The 20038-nt window shown below is 73.0% G+C and carries 15 protein-coding genes; 12 read left to right on the top strand and 3 right to left on the bottom strand.

The features are described 5' to 3' along the window. Window positions 1–115: 115 nt before the first annotated feature. Entirely contained in the window at window positions 116–1930 is a 1815-nt protein-coding gene (locus ACNNMR_RS40400; RefSeq protein ID WP_419999711.1) for a sensor histidine kinase, read from the top strand. Window positions 1931–1952: 22 nt separating this feature from the next. On the opposite strand, the gene ACNNMR_RS40405 is transcribed toward ACNNMR_RS40400, so the two are convergent. Next, window positions 1953–2561: a response regulator transcription factor gene (locus tag ACNNMR_RS40405; protein WP_419999712.1), complete on the bottom strand. Its 609-nt coding sequence runs from the start codon at window positions 2559–2561 to the stop codon at window positions 1953–1955. Window positions 2562–2739: 178 nt separating this feature from the next. On the opposite strand from ACNNMR_RS40405, the gene ACNNMR_RS40410 reads away from it, so the two are divergent. From ACNNMR_RS40410 to ACNNMR_RS40450, 9 genes are read left to right on the top strand one after another with little or no spacing between them, the layout of a single operon-like run. Then, window positions 2740–4305, top strand: coding sequence for an ABC transporter substrate-binding protein (locus ACNNMR_RS40410; RefSeq protein WP_419999713.1), 1566 nt, complete (start codon window positions 2740–2742; stop codon window positions 4303–4305). Window positions 4306–4317: 12 nt separating this feature from the next. Beyond that, a complete protein-coding gene (locus ACNNMR_RS40415) occupies window positions 4318–5352 on the top strand; it encodes an ABC transporter permease (protein WP_419999714.1) in 1035 nt (344 codons plus the stop codon). Further along, complete coding sequence (locus ACNNMR_RS40420; protein WP_419999715.1) at window positions 5352–7286, top strand: dipeptide/oligopeptide/nickel ABC transporter permease/ATP-binding protein; 1935 nt, start codon at window positions 5352–5354, stop codon at window positions 7284–7286. Before ACNNMR_RS40415 ends, ACNNMR_RS40420 begins: the two co-directional genes overlap by 1 nt. After that, entirely contained in the window at window positions 7283–8035 is a 753-nt protein-coding gene (locus tag ACNNMR_RS40425) for an ABC transporter ATP-binding protein (protein ID WP_419999716.1), read from the top strand. The genes ACNNMR_RS40420 and ACNNMR_RS40425 overlap by 4 nt, the downstream gene beginning before the upstream one ends. A gap of 31 nt (window positions 8036–8066) precedes the next feature. Further along, complete coding sequence (locus ACNNMR_RS40430; RefSeq protein ID WP_419999717.1) at window positions 8067–11366, top strand: serine hydrolase; 3300 nt, start codon at window positions 8067–8069, stop codon at window positions 11364–11366. Window positions 11367–11412: 46 nt separating this feature from the next. Continuing rightward, window positions 11413–12540 carry a M20 family metallopeptidase gene (locus tag ACNNMR_RS40435; RefSeq protein ID WP_420000643.1) on the top strand — a complete coding sequence of 376 codons (1128 nt, stop codon included), beginning with the start codon at window positions 11413–11415 and terminating at the stop codon, window positions 12538–12540. Further along, entirely contained in the window at window positions 12537–13415 is an 879-nt protein-coding gene (locus ACNNMR_RS40440; RefSeq protein ID WP_419999718.1) for a GNAT family N-acetyltransferase, read from the top strand. Before ACNNMR_RS40435 ends, ACNNMR_RS40440 begins: the two co-directional genes overlap by 4 nt. After that, window positions 13412–14518, top strand: coding sequence for an o-succinylbenzoate synthase (gene menC, locus ACNNMR_RS40445; RefSeq protein WP_419999719.1), 1107 nt, complete (start codon window positions 13412–13414; stop codon window positions 14516–14518). The genes ACNNMR_RS40440 and menC overlap by 4 nt, the downstream gene beginning before the upstream one ends. Window positions 14519–14567: 49 nt before the next feature. Then, on the top strand, window positions 14568–16214 hold the full coding sequence (locus tag ACNNMR_RS40450) for a PucR family transcriptional regulator (RefSeq protein ID WP_419999720.1): 1647 nt from the start codon (window positions 14568–14570) through the stop codon (window positions 16212–16214). Between the two features lie 21 nt (window positions 16215–16235). On the opposite strand, the gene ACNNMR_RS40455 is transcribed toward ACNNMR_RS40450, so the two are convergent. Then, on the bottom strand, window positions 16236–17339 hold the full coding sequence (locus ACNNMR_RS40455) for an epoxide hydrolase family protein (RefSeq protein WP_419999721.1): 1104 nt from the start codon (window positions 17337–17339) through the stop codon (window positions 16236–16238). Between the two features lie 120 nt (window positions 17340–17459). Between ACNNMR_RS40455 and ACNNMR_RS40460 the strand changes: the two genes are divergently transcribed. Further along, the gene (locus ACNNMR_RS40460; RefSeq protein WP_419999722.1) at window positions 17460–18317 is read left to right on the top strand and encodes a GNAT family N-acetyltransferase; all 858 of its coding nucleotides are present in this window, start codon (window positions 17460–17462) and stop codon (window positions 18315–18317) included. Continuing rightward, window positions 18317–19105 (top strand): phosphotransferase enzyme family protein, encoded by a 789-nt coding sequence (locus tag ACNNMR_RS40465; RefSeq protein WP_419999723.1) that lies wholly within the window; start codon window positions 18317–18319, stop codon window positions 19103–19105. The genes ACNNMR_RS40460 and ACNNMR_RS40465 overlap by 1 nt, the downstream gene beginning before the upstream one ends. Here ACNNMR_RS40465 and ACNNMR_RS40470 read toward each other — a convergent pair whose 3' ends face one another. Beyond that, window positions 19106–19954, bottom strand: coding sequence for a calcium-binding protein (locus tag ACNNMR_RS40470; protein WP_419999724.1), 849 nt, complete (start codon window positions 19952–19954; stop codon window positions 19106–19108). Between the last annotated feature and the right edge of the window lie 84 nt (window positions 19955–20038).

Raw genomic sequence — 20038 nt, forward strand, 5'->3', positions numbered from 1 at the left:
GCGTTGACGATCTCGCCCGGGCAGGGGGCTCCGGCAGTGCGAGGCACACCGGTGGATGTGTATTTCACATGGGTGCGGTGGGTGGGGTGCACACCGCTGCGGTTAACGTGACCTCATGGTCGGGTGGGGGAGCATGCGGCGGTGGAGCAGAGCGCGCGGGACGGGGGAGTCCGTACGAGGACGGGTGGTCATCCCGGTCATCCTCGCCGTCATCCTGTTCGGCTTCGCCATCGAGCCCGGCAACCTCCTCCCAAGCCCGGCCGCGGTCCTAATGCTGGCGGTGCAGCTCATCACCTGCCTCCCCTGGGCACGACGGCTGCGCGGGGCCTGGACGCTCGCCGCGCAGATCCTGCTGGCACCGTGGTCGGGCCTGCCCGGCTTCCTCGCCGCCTCCGTGCTCCTCGCCACCGAACGCCGCATCCGCTGGGCCCTGTTCACCCTCGTCGTGCTGGCCGCCGGACCGCTGGCCCCCGGCGACGGGGGACTCTTCGCCATGCTCAACAGCATCGGCAACGCCCTCGCCCAGGGCCTGATCATCTATGCGCTGACCAAGCTCATCGACCTCCATGCCGAACTGCACGCCACCGAGGGCGTCCTGGCCGCCGGCCGGGTCGCCGCCGAGCGGGAGCGGACGGGACGGAATCTGGACGGGGTCCTGGGAGCCGCCCTGGCCGAGATCATCCGTCTCGCCGGGCACGGACGGCAGGCCGCGCGGGAGTTGGTGGCGGTGGCGCGGGAGGCCTCCGAGCGCGTACGGGCCGCATCGCCCACGCAATCGGCCGGCCTGGCGGACGTCTCCGCGCGGGCGATGACCCCCCGGCTCGCCTGGCCCATCGTGATCGCCACGCATCTCGAATACCTGGTCATAGGCGTCGCCTTCCTCCTCGGTGAGGAAATACCGGGCTGGCGCGGCGCCCTCTACGCGACCGCGCTCGTCGCCGTCATCGCACTGCAGGCGTACCACTGCCTGCCCCGCCCGCTCGGCGACCGCCCTCGCCACGCGGCTTGGACGCTCGGCACTCAGCTCACCCTCGCCCTGGGGATGCTGGCCGTTCCCGACGGCCCCTACCCCCAGCTGGTGGCTTTCGCCGCCGCTTCGGTCCTGATCCTTCTCCCCGCACGGTTCGCCTGGACGACGGCGACGGCGCTCACCGCCCTGGCCGCGGCCGCGGATCTGGCCCGGCCGGACCGGCCGGATGTGCACGCGACCGCCGTCGTGGTGCTGGACATCGTGGTGATCGCCCTGGTCTTCTACGGCCTGGCCCTGCTCACCGGCCTCGTCCACCAAGTACGCGAGGCCCACGAGGCCCTGGCCGCCCAGGCCGTGGCGCAAGAGCGTCGCCGCATCGCCAGGGACGTACACGATCTGCTCGGCTACGGGCTCTCCGCCATCGCGCTGCAAGGCGAGCTCGCCGCCCGCGACCCCGACCCGCGACGAGCCGACGGCCACCTGGCCGACGCGGCGCGCCAGGCGGGCCGTGCCCTGGCCGACCTCCGCACGATCCCCGGCGACCACGCGGAACTCACCCTCACCGACGAGCTGGCCTCCGCCAGGGACGTCCTCGCCGCGGCAGGCATCACGTTACGGGCACGGGGCGACGCGAACGCGGTCGCCGCGGAAGCGAGACCGCTGTTCGCCACTGCGCTCAGGGAAGCCATGACCAACGTCCTGCGGCACGCGCCCGGGAGCCCCTGGTGCGCGGTCGAGTTCGGCCCGGGGCTGCTGCGCGTGACCAGCCAGGCCGCGCCCGCGCCGGTGTCGGCAGGAGCGGACACCAGCGACGCGGGCGTGGGCGGTAACGGGCTGCGGAACCTGCGCGACCGCGCAGCCGCGTACGGGGCCCGCCTGGAGGCCGGCCCCGCTCCGGATGACCGGCACTACGTCCTGACCCTGACCCTGCGGCCCGCCCCCGTACCGGCCGGCGAATGACCCCCGCCAGGGCCAAGCCAGGTCAGGCGAGCCAGCCCTGCTCCCTGGCGATCCGCACCGCATCCAGCCGGTTGCGGGCATCGAGCTTGGTGACCGCCGCCCCCAGGTAGTTCCGCACCGTGCCCTGCGACAAATGCAGCTCACGGGCGATCTCATCGAGCTCGGCGCCATCCGCGGCCAGCCGCAGCACGTCCGTCTCGCGCGCAGTCAGCGGACTCTCCTGGGCGGTGAGCGCGGCAGCGGCCAGCTTCGGGTCGATCACATGCTCACCCGCCGCCACCCGGCGGACGGCGTCGGCGAGTTGGTCCGGCGGCGCGTCCTTCAGCATGAAACCGCCCACCCTGGCGGCGAGCGCCGACCGCAAGGCCTCGGGACGACCCAGAGCGGTGAGGATGAGGATCCGGCAGTCCGGCAGCGCCTCGCCCAGCTCCCGGGCGGCCGTGAGCCCATCCGTACCGGGCATTTCAATATCCACGACGGCCACCGTGGGCCGGTGCGCGAGCGCGGCGGGGACGACGGCATCCCCTCGGGCCACCTCGCCCACGACCTCCATGTCGGGCTCCAGCGCCAGCAGCGCCGCCAACGCCCCACGGATCAAGTGCATGTCCTCAGCCAGCAGTATCCGGATCACGATCCCTCCCGACGAGATCGTAACGAGCGGCGTCCTGGCGGTCCCAGCCCGGTGGCGTTCGTAGCCGCGGACGAACCGCACCCGCCCGGCTTGGCATTCGCGACGAAGCCGGGTGCTCGCCCGCTGCCCTACCTTCCCGGAATCACCGGCTCTCGATGCCCCGGAGGTGGGAGTTCGCATGCGGAGATACGGGAGTGTGCTGCCCGTGCTGGCGGTGGCCACGACGCTCGTGGCGACCGGCTGCGGCGGCACGTCAGGCACCAGCACCGGAACGGGGAAGGGCGAGCTGGCCGACGGCAAGACCTTCACCATGGCGTACGGGTCCGACCCGGGCACGCTCGACCCGGGCAAGACGGTGATGTCGATCGCCATCGGCATCAACCGGTACCTGTACGACCCGCTGATCCACCTCGACGCCAAGGGCAAGCCGGTCGCCGGCATCGCGCAGAAGTGGGAGGCCACCACCAAGGAGGCGACCTTCACGCTGCGGCCGGGGGTCAAGTGCTCGGACGGCTCGCCGCTGACGGCGACCGATGTCGCCGCGAACATCAACTACATCGGCGATCCGAAGAACAAGTCCCCGCTGGCCGGGGTGCGGATCCAGCCGGGCACCACCGCCAAGGCCGATGACGCCAAGCGCACCGTCACCCTCACCAGCGGCGCACCCGACGCCTTCCTGCTGCGCAATGCGGGGTCGGTGCCGATCGCCTGCGGGGCGGGCCTGAAGGACCGCAAGGCCCTCGCCAAGGGCGGCAAGGGCAGCGGCACCGGCATGTTCACCATGAGCGAGGCCGTCACCGGCGACCACTACACCCTGACCCGGCGCAAGGATTACGCGTGGGGCCCGGGCTCGTACAAGAAGGACCAGAAGGGTCTGCCCGAGAAGGTCACGGTCCGGATCGTCTCCAACGAAACCACCTCCGCCAACCTGCTGCTCTCCGGCGAGCTCAACGCCGCCGCGATGGTCGGACCCGAGCAGAAGCGGCTGGCGGCGAAGAAGCTGTTCCACAGGGACGTCGAGGCCCCGGTCGGCGAGCTGTTCTTCAACCAGAACGGTGGCCGTCCCGGCGCGGACGAGAAGGTGCGGCGGGCGCTGGTCCAGTCGCTCGACCTGTCCGGGCTCGGCAAGGTGCTCACCGGCGGCACCGGGAAGCCGTCCCGCGGCATGGTCACGCTGGATCCGATGCCCTGCGAGGGGAAGCCCGTCGCCGGCCTGCTGCCGCAGCGCGATGAGGCGGCGGCCAAGTCCGCGCTGCGCGGCAAGAAGCTGAAGGTGACGCTGATTTACGGCACCCAGCTCGGGCCGACCATGGCCGCGGGTGCGGAGCTGGTCCAGAAGACCTGGAAGAGCCTCGGCGTCGACGTCAAGCTGAAGCCGGTGGACAGCCCCGCGCTCAACAACGCGCTCTTCGGCGGCGGCGACTGGGACGTCACCATGGGCCCGGTCGGGGTCAACGCGCCTACCCAGCTGGTGCCTTTCATGTCCGGGCCGAAGCCGCCCAAGGGCGTGAACTTCGCCGGGGTCGACAACGCCGAGTACCAGGGGCTCGTCAAGGAGGCCTCGGGGAAGGTCGACACCGCCGGGTGTCCGCAGTGGCAGCAGGCAGAGGCGGCGCTGATCAAGCGGCTTGACGCGGTGCCGTTCTACAACTCCATCGCGCCCGTCTTCGGGCAGGGGGCGCGCTTCGAGCTCAGCGACGGGGCGATTCTGCCGTCCTCGATCCGCATGTACGCGGCGGAGTAGGGGGCCGGCCGCATGATGACGTTCACGGCTCCCGTGGCCGACGCGGACGCCGGCACGGACACCGACGCCGACCCGCCCGTCGCGCTGCCCGGCTGGCACCGCAATCGCTGGCTGCGCTTCGGCGTCCGGCGCGCTGTCCGGCTGGTGGTGGCGCTGTGGGTGCTGCTGACGGCGGCGTTTCTGATGATCCATCTCATCCCGGGTGATCCGGTGCGGGCCGCGCTCGGGATGACCGCGTCGCCCGAGCTGGTGGCGGCGCGGCGGGATGCGCTGGGGCTCAACGACCCGCTGTGGGAGCAGTATCTGCGCTTCCTCGGCGGCGTGCTGACCGGTGATTTCGGGACCTCCACCATCAGCGGGCTGCCCGTGTCGCAGACGATCGGCGAGCGGCTGCCCAACACGGTGCAGCTGGCGCTGCTCGCCTTCGGGGCGGCGCTGGTGGTGGCGATCCCGGTGGGTGTCGCCATGGCGGCGCTGACCCGGGGCGGGCGGCGGCGGGGTGGGGAGCTGGCGTTCACGTCGGTGAGTGTGTTGTTCGCGGTGATCCCGGAGTTTCTGCTGGCGGTGGTGCTGGCGTGGGTCTTCGCGGTGCAGCTGGGGTGGTTTCCCGTCGCCGGGCGCGGGGGTCCCTCGTCGTACGTGCTGCCCGTGCTGGCGCTGTCCGTCGGACCGGCGTCGGTGCTGGCGCGGCTGTGCCGGGTGGAGATGCTGGCGGTGCTCGGCAATGACTATGTGCGTACGGCCCGCGCCAAGCGGCTGCCCGCCCGGCTCGTATATCTGCGGCATGCGCTGCCGAACGCGCTCACCGCCACCCTCACCCTTGGCGGGCTGCTGCTGTCCGCGCTGGTGGCGGGGACGGTGCTGGTGGAGAACGTCTTTGCCTGGCCCGGGCTCGGCTCCACCATCGTGCAGTCGATCCTGCAGAAGGACTATCCGGTGGTGCAGACCGTGGTTCTTGTTTACGGGCTCGGGGTGCTGGCGGTGAACCTGGGTGTCGATGTGCTGCTTGCGGTGCTCGACCCGCGCTCGACGATCAGGGAGGGCTGATGTCCGCGACTCGCTCCGGTCCTGGCCCGGGCGCCCGTCCTCGCTCCCGCTGGCTCGCCGTCGCCCGTACGCCCGTCGGCGCCTGCGCCGCCGTGCTGCTGCTCGCGGTGGTCGTGCTCGCGGTGCTGGCCCCGCTGCTGTGGGGCGACGAGGCGTCCGCGGTGGACACCGCCGCGATCGGGCAAGGGCCGTCCGATGCGCATCTGCTGGGCACGGACAACCTCGGCCGCGACATCTTCTACCGCGTCCTGGTCGCCACCCGGCTCTCCTTGCTGCTCGCGGTCGGCGCCACGGCGATCGGCGTGAGCCTCGGCATCGTCCTCGGCGCCGCGCCGTCGGTGCTGCCACGGTGGGCCGGACGTATGATTACGTCGGTCGTAAATATCGCCGTGGCGTTCCCCGGGGTGCTGCTGGCGCTCTTCTTCGCGGTGATCTTCGGGGTGGGGACGACGGGCGCGGTGCTGGCCATCGGACTCGCGACCGCCCCCGCCTTCGCGCGCCTCACCCAAACCCTCGCCGCGTCGGTGGCGGGCAAGGACTTCATCGCCGCGGCCCGCGTCGCGGGGGTCGGCCGCTTCCGCCTGCTAGTACGGCACGTCCTGCCCAACATCGCCGAACCCCTGGCCGTCAACGCCACCATCGGCGCGGGCAGCGCCCTCCTGGCCTTCGCCGGACTCTCCTTCCTGGGCCTGGGCGTGCAGGCCCCCGACTACGACTGGGGACGGCTGCTGGGCGAGGGGCTCGACCGGATCAACCTGACGCCCGCACCCGCACTCGCCCCTTGCGTCGCAGTGGTGGTCACCGGCCTCGCGTTCAATCTCTTCGGCGAAGCGGCGGCCGCGGTGCTGGGCGTACGCACCCTCTCGCGCCGCATCGCAGGCCCTCGCCCCGAGCCCCAACCCGCACCGCACGACACGGAGACCAACGACTCTGTGCTCGCCGTCGAGAATCTCCGTGTCTCCTTCCCGGGCCCGTCCGGCTGGACCACCCCGGTGCGCGGCGTCAGCTTTGCCCTACGTCCCGGCGAGGCAGTCGGCGTCGTCGGCGAGTCCGGCTCCGGCAAGAGCCTCACCGCGCTCGCCGTCGCCCGGCTCGTCGAGCGGCCCGGCGAGGTCACCGCCGACCGCTTGGACTTCGCGGGCAGGCCGCTGCTCGACACCCCTGAGCGGGAGCTGCGCGGGCTGCTGGGGACCTCTCTCGCCATGGTCTTCCAGGATCCGATGACCTCCTTCAATCCCGTACGGAGCATCGGCCGCCAGCTGGCCGAGGTCGCCGAGCAGCACCAAGGCCTGTCGCGCAAGGATGCCTTCGCGCGGGCGGTGGACCGGCTCGACGCCGTACGGGTGCCCGCGCCCGAGCGGCGGGCGCGGCAGTATCCGCACGAGTTCTCCGGCGGCATGCGGCAGCGGGCCATGATCGGCATGGGGCTGATGGGCGACCCGCGGCTGATCATCGCGGACGAGCCGACCACCGCGCTCGACGTCACCGTGCAGCAGAAGGTGCTCCAGCTGCTCGCCGAGGTGCGCGCCGCGGAGCAGGCCGCCCTGCTGCTGATCAGCCACGACGTCACCGTCGTCGCGGAGACCTGCGACCGGATCCTGGTCATGTACGCCGGCCGGATCGTCGAGGACCTGCCCGCCTCCGACTTGCACACCGCCGCCCAGCATCCGTACACGCGGGCCCTGCTGGCCGCCGTACCCGACCTGGAGACCGACCGCGACCGACCGCTGGCCGTGATCCCCGGCCGCCCGCCGGAGCCGGAACGGATGCCGCCCGGCTGTGCGTTCGCACCACGGTGCGCTTTCGCGGACGACCACTGCCGCGGTGCGGATCCGGTCCTCGCCGGGAAGGAACACCGGGTCGCCTGCTGGCATCCCGTACGCGAGAAGGCCGGCCGGGTCGCGGAGGAGAGCGCTGCGGGAGGTGCGGGATGAGCGAGCTCGTCTTCGACGGGGTGAGCGTGCATTACGGGCACCGGCGGCACGGCCACACCGCCGTCGCGGGCGTCGACCTGACCGTGCCGTCCGGACAGGTGGTCGGGCTGGTCGGCGAGTCGGGGTCCGGGAAGTCGACGCTGGCCCGCGCCGCCGTCGGCCTGGCGCCGCTCGCCGCCGGCCGCATTCTGCTGGACGGCGCCGACGTGCGGCAGCGGCGCGGGCGGCGGCGGCCGCTGCAGATGGTGTTCCAGGACCCGTACTCCTCGCTCGACCCCCGGATGAGCATCGGCGACTCCATCGCGGAGGCCATGCCGCGCGGCGTCCCCGAGCGGCGCGCGGAAGTCGCGCGGCTGCTGGAGCAGGTGCAGCTGGACCCGGACCGGGCCGGAGCGCGGCCCGGGGAGCTGTCCGGCGGGCAGCGGCAGCGGGTCGCGCTCGCCCGCGCGCTGGCCGGACAACCGGACGTGGTGATCGCCGACGAGATCACCTCGGCGCTCGACGTGTCCGTGCAGGGCGCCGTGCTCAACCTGGTCCGCGAGGTGCAGCGGCGGCTGTCACTCTCGATGCTCTTCATCTCCCACAACCTGGCCGTGGTCCGGTACTTGAGCGACCACGTCGCCGTCATGCACCGGGGCAGGATCGTGGAGGCGGGACCCACCGGCCTGGTCCTCGCCGACCCGCAGCACCCATACACCCGCGAGCTGCTCGCCGCCGTCCCTGGACGGCAGCCCGCCGACCTCCCGTAACCGAAGACGATCCGCGAGGAGACCGCACACCGTGACTCGACGCCTGGGCATCGACGACCTCTACGCCATCGCGCTGCCGGAGCAGCCCGCGCTGTCGCCGGACGGCACGCGGATCGTGTACGTGCTGCGTACCGCGGACCGCGAACACGACCGGACGGAGCGCGCGTTGTGGACGGTGCCGACCGGCGGGGGAGCGGCGCGGCGGCTCACCCGCGGGCCCGCGGATACGTCGCCCGCGTGGTCACCCGACGGGCGCTGGGTGGCGTTCGTACGCGGGGGCGGCGACGGTCCCGCCCAGCTGTGGCTGCTGCCCGCCGACGGCGGCGAGCCCGAGCAGGCGACCAGCCTCCCCCTCGGCGCGGGCGCGCCGGTGTGGAGCCCGGACGGGGCGGCGATCGCGTTCACCGCGCCGGTGGACGGCCGGGAGGGGCCGCCCGCTCCCGGCCGCCCGCAGCCGCCGCTGGTGACGGAGCGCCTCGACCACAAGGCGGACGGCGCGGGCCGGTTGGGCGCGGCCCGCAGCCACCTGCACGTCCTGGAACTCGACGGCCGGGAAGTCCGGCAGCTCACCCGCGGCGACTGGCACGCGGGCGCGCCCGCCTGGTCGACGGACGGCCGCAGCCTCGCCTTTACGGCGGCGCGTGACGCGGACGCCGATCTGACGCGGCGGTCTGCTGCGTACGTCGTCGGCGTCGGCGGGGCGGACGAGCCGCGGCTGGTGGGCGGCGGTGCGGGCATGGCCGCCACCGCGGGCTGGACCGCCGACGGCGGCGCGCTGCTGGTCGTCGGCCGTACGGACACCGAACTCGGGCACGCGAGCCTGCTGCGGGTGCCGCTGGACGGTGGCGCAACCGTCGACCTGACCGCCGGGCTCGACCGCAATGTGATGCCCGGCGGGCCCGGCTATCCCGGAGCGCTGCCCGCGGTCAGCGGCGGCAGGCTCCTGTATTGCGTACGCGACCGGGGCTGCACCCACCTGTACGCGGCCGCTTCCGACGGCGGCGACCCGCGGGCGCTGGTCTCCGGCGCCGGCCGGGTCGTCTCCGGCATGTCCGCCGTCGGCGACACCGCCGCGATCGTCCTCGCGACCCCGACCTCGTACGGCGAGATCGCCACCGTCGATCTCGCGACCGGCCGCGAGCAGGTCCACACGGCACACGGCCTCGACATCGAGCTCTTCACCCCGCAGGAGCGCGAGTTCACCATCTCGGACGGCACCACCGTCCACGGCTGGCTGCTCCGCGACCCCGCCGCCACCGGACCCGCGCCGCTGCTGCTCGACGTCCACGGCGGCCCTCACAACGCCTGGAACGGCACCGCCGACCCCATCCACCTCTACCACCAGGCGCTGGTCGCCCGCGGCTGGTCGGTCCTGACCCTCAACCCGCGCGCCAGCGACGGCTACGGCGAGGCCTTCTACACCGCCGCCCAGGGCAAGTGGGGCACGGCGGACGCCAAGGACCTCCTCGAACCGCTCGACGCCCTGGTCGCCGAGCAGACCGCCGACCCCGACCGCCTCGCCCTCGCCGGCTACAGCTACGGCGGCTACATGACCTGCTATCTCACCAGCCGCGACGACCGCTTCGCCGCCGCGGTCGCCGGGGGCGTGGTGAGCGACCTGACCAGCATGGCCGGCACCTCCGACGCGGGCCACTACCTGTCGGCATTCGAACTCGGCGCCCCGCCCTGGCAGGACCGCGCCCATTACGCCGGCCTCTCCCCGTACGCCCGGGTCGAGGACGTCCGCACCCCCACCCTCGTCCTGCACGGCGCCGCCGACGAACGCTGCCCGGTCGGCCAGGCCGAGCAGTGGTTCACCGCACTGCGCGAGCGCGGCGTCCCCGCCGAGATGGTGCTCTACCCGGGCGGCTCGCACCTCTTCCTCCTCGACGGCGCCCCGTCCCACCGCGCCGACTTCAACGGCCGCATCGTCGACTGGGTGGAGCGCCACACCGGCGGCCGTCCCCGCCTCGACATCGCGCGCTGGCAGGCCAGGCTCGACGCACTGGCCGCCCGCTACCGGGTGCCCGGCGCGGTCCTCGGCATCCAGCAGGGAGACGAGACGGTCGAGGTCGCATACGGGGTGCTCAACAAGGACACCGGCGTCCCGGCCACCACCGACTCCCTCTTCCAGATCGGCTCCATCACCAAGGTCTGGACGGCGACCCTCGCCCTGCAACTCGCCGACGAAGGCCTCCTCGACCTCGACGCCCCCATAGCCGACGTGCTGCCCGAGCTGCGCCTCGCCGATGCGGGGGCCGCGCAGAAGGTCACCATGCGGCACCTGCTCACCCACACCAGCGGCATCGACGGCGACATCTTCACCGACACCGGCCGCGGCGACGAGTGCCTGCAGCGATACGTGGCCGAGCTCGACCAGGCCGCGCAGAACCACCCGCTGGGGGCCACCTTCTCGTACTGCAACTCGGGCTACGTCCTCGCCGGCCGCGTCATCGAGAAGCTCACCGGCACCAGCTGGGACCGCGCCCTGCAAGCCCGCCTGTGCACGCCGCTGGCCCTGGCGCACACGGTCACCCTCCCGGAGGAGGCGCTGCGCTTCCGCGCCGCCATGGGGCACGACGCCGCGGGCGACGAGGAGCCGAGCCCGGTCCCCGCCTGGGGCCTGCCTCGTTCCGCCGGACCCGCGGGCCTGATCAGCGCCACCGCCGCCGACGTGCTGGCCTTCGCCCGCATGCACCTCGCTGGCGGCCGGGCCCCCGACGGCACGCGGGTGCTGTCGGCGGACGCCGCCCGTGCGATGACCGAGCAGCAGGTCGAGCTGCCGGACCAGCACACGCTCGGCGACTCGTGGGGGCTCGGCTGGATCCGCTTCGAGTGGGACGGACACCGGCTGCTCGGCCACGACGGCAACACCCTCGGTCAGTCGGCGTTCCTGCGCGTGCTGCCCGAGGCGGATCTTGCGGTCACTCTGCTCACCAATGGGGGCGCCGCGCGGGATCTGCATCTGGAGCTGTACCGGGAGATCTTCGCCGAGCTCGCCGGGGTCACGATGCCGACGCCGATCGAGCCGCCTGACGTGCGGCCCGAGGTGGAGGTGGGCCCGCACCTGGGGCGGTACGAGCGGGCCAGCGTCGTGATGGAGGTCCTCGACGGCGCCGATGGCCCGCGGCTGCGGCAGACCGCGACCGGGCCGCTGGCCGAGCTGGTGCCGGAGCCGGTGCAGGAGTTCGTGATGGAGCCCGTAACGGATGACCTCTATCTCGTCCGGCCACCAGGGAGCGATGCCTGGGTGCCCGTCACCTTCTACGCCCTGTCCACCGGCGAGCGCTATCTGCACCATGGCGTCCGCGCGACCCCGAAGGTGTCCTGACGTGGCGGGCCTTGAGGTCGGGCGCTTCCGGGAGGCGCTGCCCGCGCTGATCGCCGACATCGAGCGGCTGGTGACCATCGAGTCGCCGTCGGCCGACCGGGCGGCGGTGGCGCGGAGCGCCGAGGTGGTCGCGGCGATGGGCACGGCGCATCTGGGGGCCGCGCCTGAGCAGGTGGTCCTCGATGGCCGTACGCATCTGCGCTGGCGCCTGGGCGGCGGGCCGCGGCGGGTCCTGGTGCTTGCCCATCACGACACGGTGTGGCCGATCGGGTCGCTGGATACGCACCCCTTCGCGGTGCGCGACGGGGTGATGCGCGGGCCGGGGTGCTTCGACATGAAGTCGGGTCTGGCGATGGCGTTCCACGCGTTGGCCGCGCTCTCCAGCACGGACGGGGCGACCCTGCTGGTGACCGGCGACGAGGAGCTGGGCGCGCCGTCCTCGCGGGAGCTGATCGAGGGCGAGGCGACTGGGTGCGCCGCGGCGCTGGTGCTGGAGGCGTCCGCCGACGGCGGCGCGCTGAAGACGCAGCGCAAGGGCATCTCCCGGTACGACGTGCACCTCCGCGGCCGGGCCGCGCACGCGGGCCTGGAGCCGGAGCGCGGCGTGAACGCGAGCATGGAGGCCGCGCACCAGATCCAGGCGGTCGCGGCCCTCGCCGACCCGGCGGCGGGCACGACGGTCACTCCGACCTTGCTGAGCGCCGGTACGACCACCAACACCGTTCCGGCCGCGGGCCGGTTCGCGGTGGACGTACGGGTCTGGGACGCCGCCGAGCAGGCGCGGGTGGACGTCGCGATGCGGCGGCTGCGGCCCGTACTCGACGGCGCGGAGGTCGAGGTGGTGGGCGGGCCCAACCGGCCGCCCATGTCCGCGGATGCCTCGGCCGACCTCTTCCTGCGCGCCCAGCAACTGGCCGCCGGCCTCGGGATCGGGCCGCTCACCTCGGCCGCCGTCGGCGGCGCCTCGGACGGCAACTTCGCCGCGGGCGTGGGCACCCCCGTACTCGACGGCCTCGGCGCGGTGGGCGGCGGCGCGCACGCCGACGACGAGCATCTCCTGGTCGCCGAACTCGCCCCCCGTACCGCCCTGGTCGCGGCGCTGATCGACGACCTGCTGGCGGCACCGTCCGTACGCACCGGGCAGGCCGCCGCGACCGGCGGAGGCCGGCGATGACGGGGGACGCCACCGTGGTCGCCGCCCCGGACCCGCTGCTCGCGGCCGACGCCGTGGAAGCGGCCGAGGCGGCGGCCACCGCGGCGGGCTGCGGCGTCCGTACGATCAGCGCACTGCCGCACCTGGAGGCGGTCGCCGAGCTCTTCTCCGGCATCTGGAAGCCGGGCGGCGAGGCCGGCCTGGTGACGACGGAGCTGCTGCGCGCCATGGACAAGGCCGGGAATTACGTCACCGCCGCCTTCGAGGGCGAGGAGCTCGTCGGCGCCTGCATCGGCTTCTTCGGCCCGCCGCCGCACGGCACCCTGCACAGCCACATCGCCGGCGTCTCAGCCCGGATGCGCGGCCGCAGCGTCGGCTTCGCGCTCAAGGCGCACCAGCGCGCGTGGGCGCTGGCGCGGGGGGCGGGGCAGGTGTCGTGGACGTTTGATCCGCTGGTCCGGCGCAATGCCTACTTCAACATCGGGAAGCTGGCGGCCGTGCCGGCCGAGTATCTGCCCAATTTCTACGGGCGGATGGATGACGGCATCAACGGCGCCGACGACACCGACCGGCTGCTGGTGGACTGGCGGCTGGCCGACCCGGCGGTGGTCGCGGCCTGCCATGGCGAGCACCGTACATCCGACACCGGACCGGCAGCGGTCGCGCTCGGCATCACGGCCGATGGCCGCCCGGCACCGGGGAGCGCCGTCGGTCCGCGCGCCCTGGTCGCCGTCCCGGCGGACATCGAGGGGCTGCGCCGCACCGACCCGGCCTGCGCGGCTGCCTGGCGGGCCGCCCTGCGGGACGTCCTCGGCGGGCTGCTCGCGGAGGGCTGGCGGGTGGACGGCTTCGATCGGGCCGGCTGGTATCACCTCGTACGAAAGGACGCACCGTGAAGCTCACCGGGGTCGAAGTCCGGGAGATCAGGCTGCCGTTGGTGGCGCCGTTCCGCACCTCTTTCGGCAGCCAGAGCGAGCGGACGGCGCTGCTGCTGCGGGCGGTGGGTGCGGAGAGCGAGGGCTGGGGGGAGTGCGTGGCGATGGTCGATCCGCGCTACTCGTCGGAGTACGCGGCGGCCTGCGCCGACGTGCTGCGCCGCTTCCTCATCCCGGCGCTCGCGGGGCGCCCGGATCTCGATGCCCCCGCCGTCGCGCCCGCGCTGGCGCCTTTCCGTGGTCACCGGATGGCGAAGGCAGCGCTGGAGATGGCCGTTCTCGATGCCGAGCTGCGGGCCCGGGGCGTGCCGCTCGCGCGGGAGCTGGGCGCTGTCCACAGGCGGGTGCCGTGTGGGGTTTCGGTCGGCATCATGGATTCCGTACCCGCGTTGCTGGAGGTGGTCGCCGGATATCTTGACGCCGGTTATGTCCGTATCAAGCTGAAGATCGAGCCCGGCTGGGATGTCGATCCGGTACGGGCCGTACGCGAACACTTCGGCGACGCCCTGCTGCTCCAGGTCGACGCCAACGCCGCATACACCGTGGCCGATGCCCGCCATCTGGCCCGCCTGGACGCGTACGACCTGCTGCTGATCGAGCAGCCGCTGGACGAGGAGGACATTCTTGGGCACGCCCAGCTGGCCAAGTCCCTGACCACGCCGGTCTGCCTGGACGAGTCGATCACCTCGGCGCGCGCCGCCGCGGCCGCCATCACGCTCGGCGCCTGCTCCGTGGTGAACGTCAAGCCGGGCCGGGTCGGCGGGTATCTGGAGGCGCGCCGCATCCATGACGTGTGCGCCGCGCACGGGGTGCCGGTGTGGTGCGGCGGCATGCTCGAGACGGGCCTCGGGCGGGCCGCGAATGTCGCCCTCGCCGCGCTGCCGGGCTTCACCCTGCCCGGCGACACCTCGGCATCCGACCGCTACTACCGGACGGACATCACCGATCCGTTCGTCCTCGAGGAGGGATATCTGACGGTCCCCACCGGCCCCGGGCTGGGCGTCGTACCGCGTCAGGACGTGCTGGACGAGGTCACCGCGAGCACCGAGTGGATCCCGCTGTGATGCGGCTGACCTCTTGTCGCCGCTGATGGAGCAGCCCCACAATCCGGTGATGTACGAGCGACCGCGCGCGAGCCTGGGAAGGGTCCTGGACGACCTCGGCACCACGCTGCTCGACCTCGTCCACGGCGACCCGGAGCAGGCCGACGCGATCGGCGGCGTGGTCATCCACGATCCGCTCGACGAGCCGGTGCTGCCCCGGCAGGCGCTGGTCCTCGGCGTCGGCGTGCACGGCGCCGCCGAGACCGCCAAGCTGCTCACCGAGCTCGGCGCGGCCGATGCGGCGGCCCTGGTCGTACGGGCGCCGGCGCCGACCGCCGCCGAGGTGACCGCGGCCGCCGAACGCGCAGGGGTCGCGCTGCTCGCCCTCACCCGCGGCGCGTCCTGGACCCAGCTCGCCGCCATGCTGCGCTCGCTGCTCGCCGAGGGCGACATCGGCGAGGCCGGCCCGCAGACGCTCGGCGGCACCCCGTCGGGCGACCTCTTCGCCGTCGCCAACGCGGTGGCCGCGCTCCTCGACGCCCCCGTCACCATCGAGGACCGCAGCTCCCGCGTGCTCGCCTTCTCCAACCGGCAGGACGAGGCCGACGGCTCCCGGGTGGAGACGATCCTCGGCCGGCAGGTGCCCGAGCGCATCACCCACGTCCTGGAGGGCCGCGGCGTCTTCCGCGACCTGTACCGCGACGACCGGCCGGTGCTCATCGACCCGGTGCCGACCGACGAGTTCTCCGTCCCGCGGGCCGCCATCGCCGTACGGGCGGGTGACGAGATCCTCGGCTCCATCTGGGCCGCCGTCCGCACCCCGCTCAGCCGGCAGCGCACCCAGGCGCTGCACGACGCGGCCAAGCTGGTCGCGCTGCACATGCTGCGGCTGCGTGCGGGCGCCGATGTCGAACGCCGGCTGCGCGCCGACCTCGTCTCCACCGCGCTGGAGGGCGGGTCGGGCGCCGCCGAAGCCCTCGGCCGCCTCGGCCTCGCCGAGCACGCCGGCGTCGTCCTCGCGCTGGCCGCCCCCGACCCGCCCGCGCGACAGGGCGCCGCCGCCGAGCACGCCCAGCACGCCGCCGAACGCCAGCGCCTCGCCGACGCCTTCGCCATGCACCTCACGGCCGTCCACCCGCGCGCCGCCACGGCGCTCATCGGCGACGTCGCGTACGGCATCCTCCCGGTCCCGCACCGCCGCCCCGACGCCGAGGACCGCGCGGCCCGCGTCGGCACCGACTTCCTCACCCGCGTCGGCGACCGCCTGCACCCGCTGATCGGCGTCGGCCCGGCCGCCGAGGACGGCGCGGGCCTGGCCCGCTCCCGCGACGGCGCCGACCGCGCGCTGCGCGTGCTGCGCACCAACGCGGGCCCGCGCCGCCTGGCCCGCATGGCGGACATCCACATCGAGGCGCTCCTGCTGGAGCTGGCCGACCTCTCCGCGGAACGCGGCCACCCGCCCACCGGCCCGCTGGCCCGCCTCCTCGCATACGACCGCCACCACGACGCGCACCTGGTGGACACCCTCCGCGCCTGGCTCAACGCCTTCGGCGACGTGCCCACCGCGGCGGCGTCGATGTACGTCCACCAGAACACCTTCCGCTACCGCCTCCGCCGCGCCGCCGAGGTGGCGGAGACCGACCTCGGCGACCCGGAGTCCCGCTTCGCGCTGATGCTGCAGCTGCGGCTGCCGCTCGGCGGGGACCGTACGGGGTGAGTCCCTGAGGCCCAGCCGTGCTCAGCGGTGCTTGGCGAAGAAGGCGCCGATCTCGTCGGTGAAGACGTCGGGGACCTCCAGCGCGGCGAAGTGACCGCCCTCGTCGTACTCCGCCCAGTGGACGATCGTGTTGACCGACTCGGCGAACCGGCGGATCGCGATGTCCTCGGCGAAGTTGGCGACGCCGGTCGGGGTCTTCGACGGGGTCGGCCAGTTCTGGGAGTGCAGGCTCTCGTAGTACATCTGCGCCGACGAGGCGCCGGTGTTGGTGAGCCAGTACAGCGCCGCGTGCGTGATCACCTTCTCGGCGTCGATCGAGCCCGCCGGATGCGCCCAGTCGTGGAACTTCTCCCCGATCCAGGCGAGCTGCCCGACCGGCGAGTCCGCCAGGCCGAAGCCCAGGGTGTGGGGCCTGCTGCCGGAGATCTGGAAGTAGCCGTTGCCGTCGCTGAGGAACCGCTTCATCCGCTCCAGCCGCACCTGCTCACCCTCGGTGAGCTCGACGTCCTCCGGCACCCCACTGAGCGGAATGAACCCCGCGGTCGCCGCATTCACATGCACGCTCGCGACATGCTCCGCATCCACCCGCCCCAGGTCAGGGGCGATGAAGGCGCCGAAGTCGCCGCCCTGGGCGCCATAGCGCTCATAACCCAGCCGCGCCATCAGCTCCTTGTACGCGAGGGCCATGCGGCGCGAGTCCCAGCCCGCCCCCGCCGGGCCGGTGAGGCCGAAGTTCGGGTGCGACGGGATCACCAGGTCATAGCCGCCCTCGGTCAGCGGCCCGATGACATCGAGGAACTCCACCACGGAGCCCGGCCAGCCGTGCAGCAGAATCAGCGGGAAGGCGTCCGCGTGCGGCGAGCGCACATGCAGGAAGTGGATGCGCTGCCCGTCGATCTCGGTCGTGAACTGCGGGTGCTGATTGAGCCGCTCCTCCCAGACCCGCCAGTCGTAACCGCCCAGCCACCACTCCACCAACTCCCGCGCATGCCCGACGGGCACACCCCGCTCCCAGCCCACGTCCGGCACCTGGCTCGGCCAGCGGGTCTGCTCCAGCCTGTCCCGCAGACCATCCAGCTCGGCCTGCGGGAAGTGGACGCGATATGGCACGATCTCTGCACTCATCTGCTGCCCCCTGCTGCGATGCGCACGATTATGCGGGCGTACAGCGAAGCCCTCCACCGCACCCCTGTCAACTGTTCGGCTACGCTCCATGCCACGCCGCCGTCAGCGAAGGAGCGCCGCATGCCCCTGCCGAGCAGCACCGATCCGGCCCGGCTCCCCGTCCGTCGGCTGGCCACCGCCGAGCTGGCCGCGGTGCAGGATCTGGCGTACGGCAGGGACTGGTACTACCCGGACCGCACCTGGCGGCTGCTCTTCGACGTGGGCGAGCTGCACGGCGTGTTCGCCCCGGGCGGCGAGCTGCTCTCGGTCGGGGCGCTGACCCGCTTCGGCGCGGAACTGGCCGCGATCGGAATGGTCATGACCGACCCCGGCTGCGAGGGCCGCGGCCTGTCCCGGCGCGTCATGGAGCGGCTGGTGGAGCGGGCCGGTTCGGGACAGGTGACGCTGTACGCCACGAGTGCGGGCCGCCCGCTGTACGAAAAGCTCGGCTTCGCGGCGACCGGCGCCAACACGATGTACGTGGGCCACCCCACCGACGTGACCGCCTCCGGCCGCTCCCGCCCGGCCGAGCCCGCCGACCTGCCCGGCATCCTCGAACTCGACGCCCGGGCCATGGGAGTCGACCGCTCCCAGCTCCTGGTGCGCCTCTTCGACTACGCCGAGCAGCTGCGGGTGATCGAGAGCGAGGGCCGCCTCATCGCGTACGGCGGTGCGTGGCGCGGCTCGGACAAGCTGGTGATCGGCCCCCTCATCGCGACGGGGAACGCCGAAGCCCTCGCTCTCGTGGACGACATCGCGGCCACGAGCCGCGGCGCCTTCCGCCTGGAGGCCCACGGCGACCGCCCGCACCTGGCCGAATGGGCCACGGGGCATGGCCTCCGGCCGCAGGCCGACATCACCCCGATGGCGCTCCTGACCCAACCACCGCCCGGCGACCGGGACCTGTGGCATCTGCCCATGTCGGTCGCGATCAACTGATGTCCGTGCCGCAACCTGCCGAACAGCCCCTGTCCGGCGGCAACGTCAGCGACGGCGTCGTCCGTATCGGCGACACCGTGCGCCGCCCGAGCGGCCCCTGGACCCCCGCCGTGCACGCCCTGCTCGGCCACCTGCACGCGGCGGGATTCACCGCGGCACCCCGGCCGTTGGGGATCGACGAGCAGGGGCGCGAGGTCCTCACCTTCATGCCGGGGCAGATGGTGTGGCCGGACCGTTTCGAGCTGATGGATCCCGCTGACCAACTGGCTCGCATCGGCCGGCTGATCCGGGACTTCCACGACGCCGTCCAGGACTTCACGCCGCCGCCCGACGCGCAATGGCAGGTGCTCATCCCGCCCGACGGCGGCGACATCATCGCCCACCACGACCTGGCCCCGTGGAATCTGGTGGCCGACGGCGAGGACCGCTGGGCCTTCATCGACTGGGACGCCGCGGGCCCTGGCACCCGCCTGTGGGACGTCGCGTACGCGATCCACGGGTTCATCCCGCTGTCCGCGGATCCCGGCAGGCAGCGCCCCGACGCGGCGGCCCGGCTGCGGGTCTTCGCCGACGCGTACGGCCTCGGTGAAGCCGAACGCCGCCGTCTCGTCCCGCTGCTGGGCCGCCGCACCCGCTCCATGCACGACTTTCTGCGCGATCAGAGCGCCCTGGGCGTGCAGCCCTGGACGCGGCTGTGGAGCGAGGGGCACGGGGACATCTGGCGCAGCGATGCCGAGTACATCGAGGCGCGTGAGGATGAGTGGTCGCGCGCCTTGCTCGGCGGCTGATCAGTCCTGGTGGACCTCATTGCGGCCCGGGCCGCCGGACAGCGTGTCCGTGCCCGCGCCGCCCCACAGGACGTCGTTGCCGCTGTTGCCCCAGATGGTGTCGGCGCCGTCCTCGCCGTACAGCTCGTCGTCGTGCCTGCCGCCGTAGAGGACGTCCGCGCCGCCGCCGCCGCGGATGACATCGTTGCCGTCGTCGCCGTGGAGGGTGTTGTCCTCGTCGGTGCCGGTCAGTTCGTCGTTGCCGGGGCCGCCGAAGCAGTCCTGGGCGCAGTTGACGAGGGTGTCGTCACCGGCGTCGCCGTACGAGCCGAAGCCGAAGACTCCGCCGCCGCCGTCGATGCTGTCGTCGCCGTCGCCGCCGTGGAAGGTGGGCGCGGCGTTGCCGGTGAGGGTGTCGTTGCCCGGGCCGCCGTAGACCCCGACGTAGGCGTCGCTGTCCGGGCCGAGCGTGGCGGTGTCGTCCATGTCGCCGAGGTCGATGTCGTAGTTGTCCGAGTCATCGGAGTTCTGCGGGATCAGCACCGCGCACTGCACGGCGGTGCGGTCGCCCTCGGTGGGATACGTGCACTCGTCCGCCTCCGCCGCGCTCGCGTCGATGGCGATGTCGTGCTGGTCGCGGAAGGTGAGGATGTAGTAGTACTCGTTCTCGCCGCGCTGCTCGGTCTTTTCGTCGACCGTCAGCTTGTTCTGCTGGCCGGCGCCGGCCTTGTACCAGAGCTCGCTGTCCTCGTGCACGACGGTGGCCGTGGACTCCGGGGCCGCGTGGGCGGGCGTCGTCGCTAAGGCGGCCATGCCGAGGCCGAGGGCGGCAGCTGCGGCGATGGTGCTGGTGGTGGTACGGAATCGCATACGGAAGTAACCCTTCGGGTGGCTGTGTGCTTGTGTTGCTTCTTGCTCACTTATGTAGACAGGAGGGCCGACAGCGCAGTTGCG

The organism is Streptomyces boninensis (assembly GCF_048572725.1).
Lineage (GTDB): Bacteria > Actinomycetota > Actinomycetes > Streptomycetales > Streptomycetaceae > Streptomyces > Streptomyces boninensis.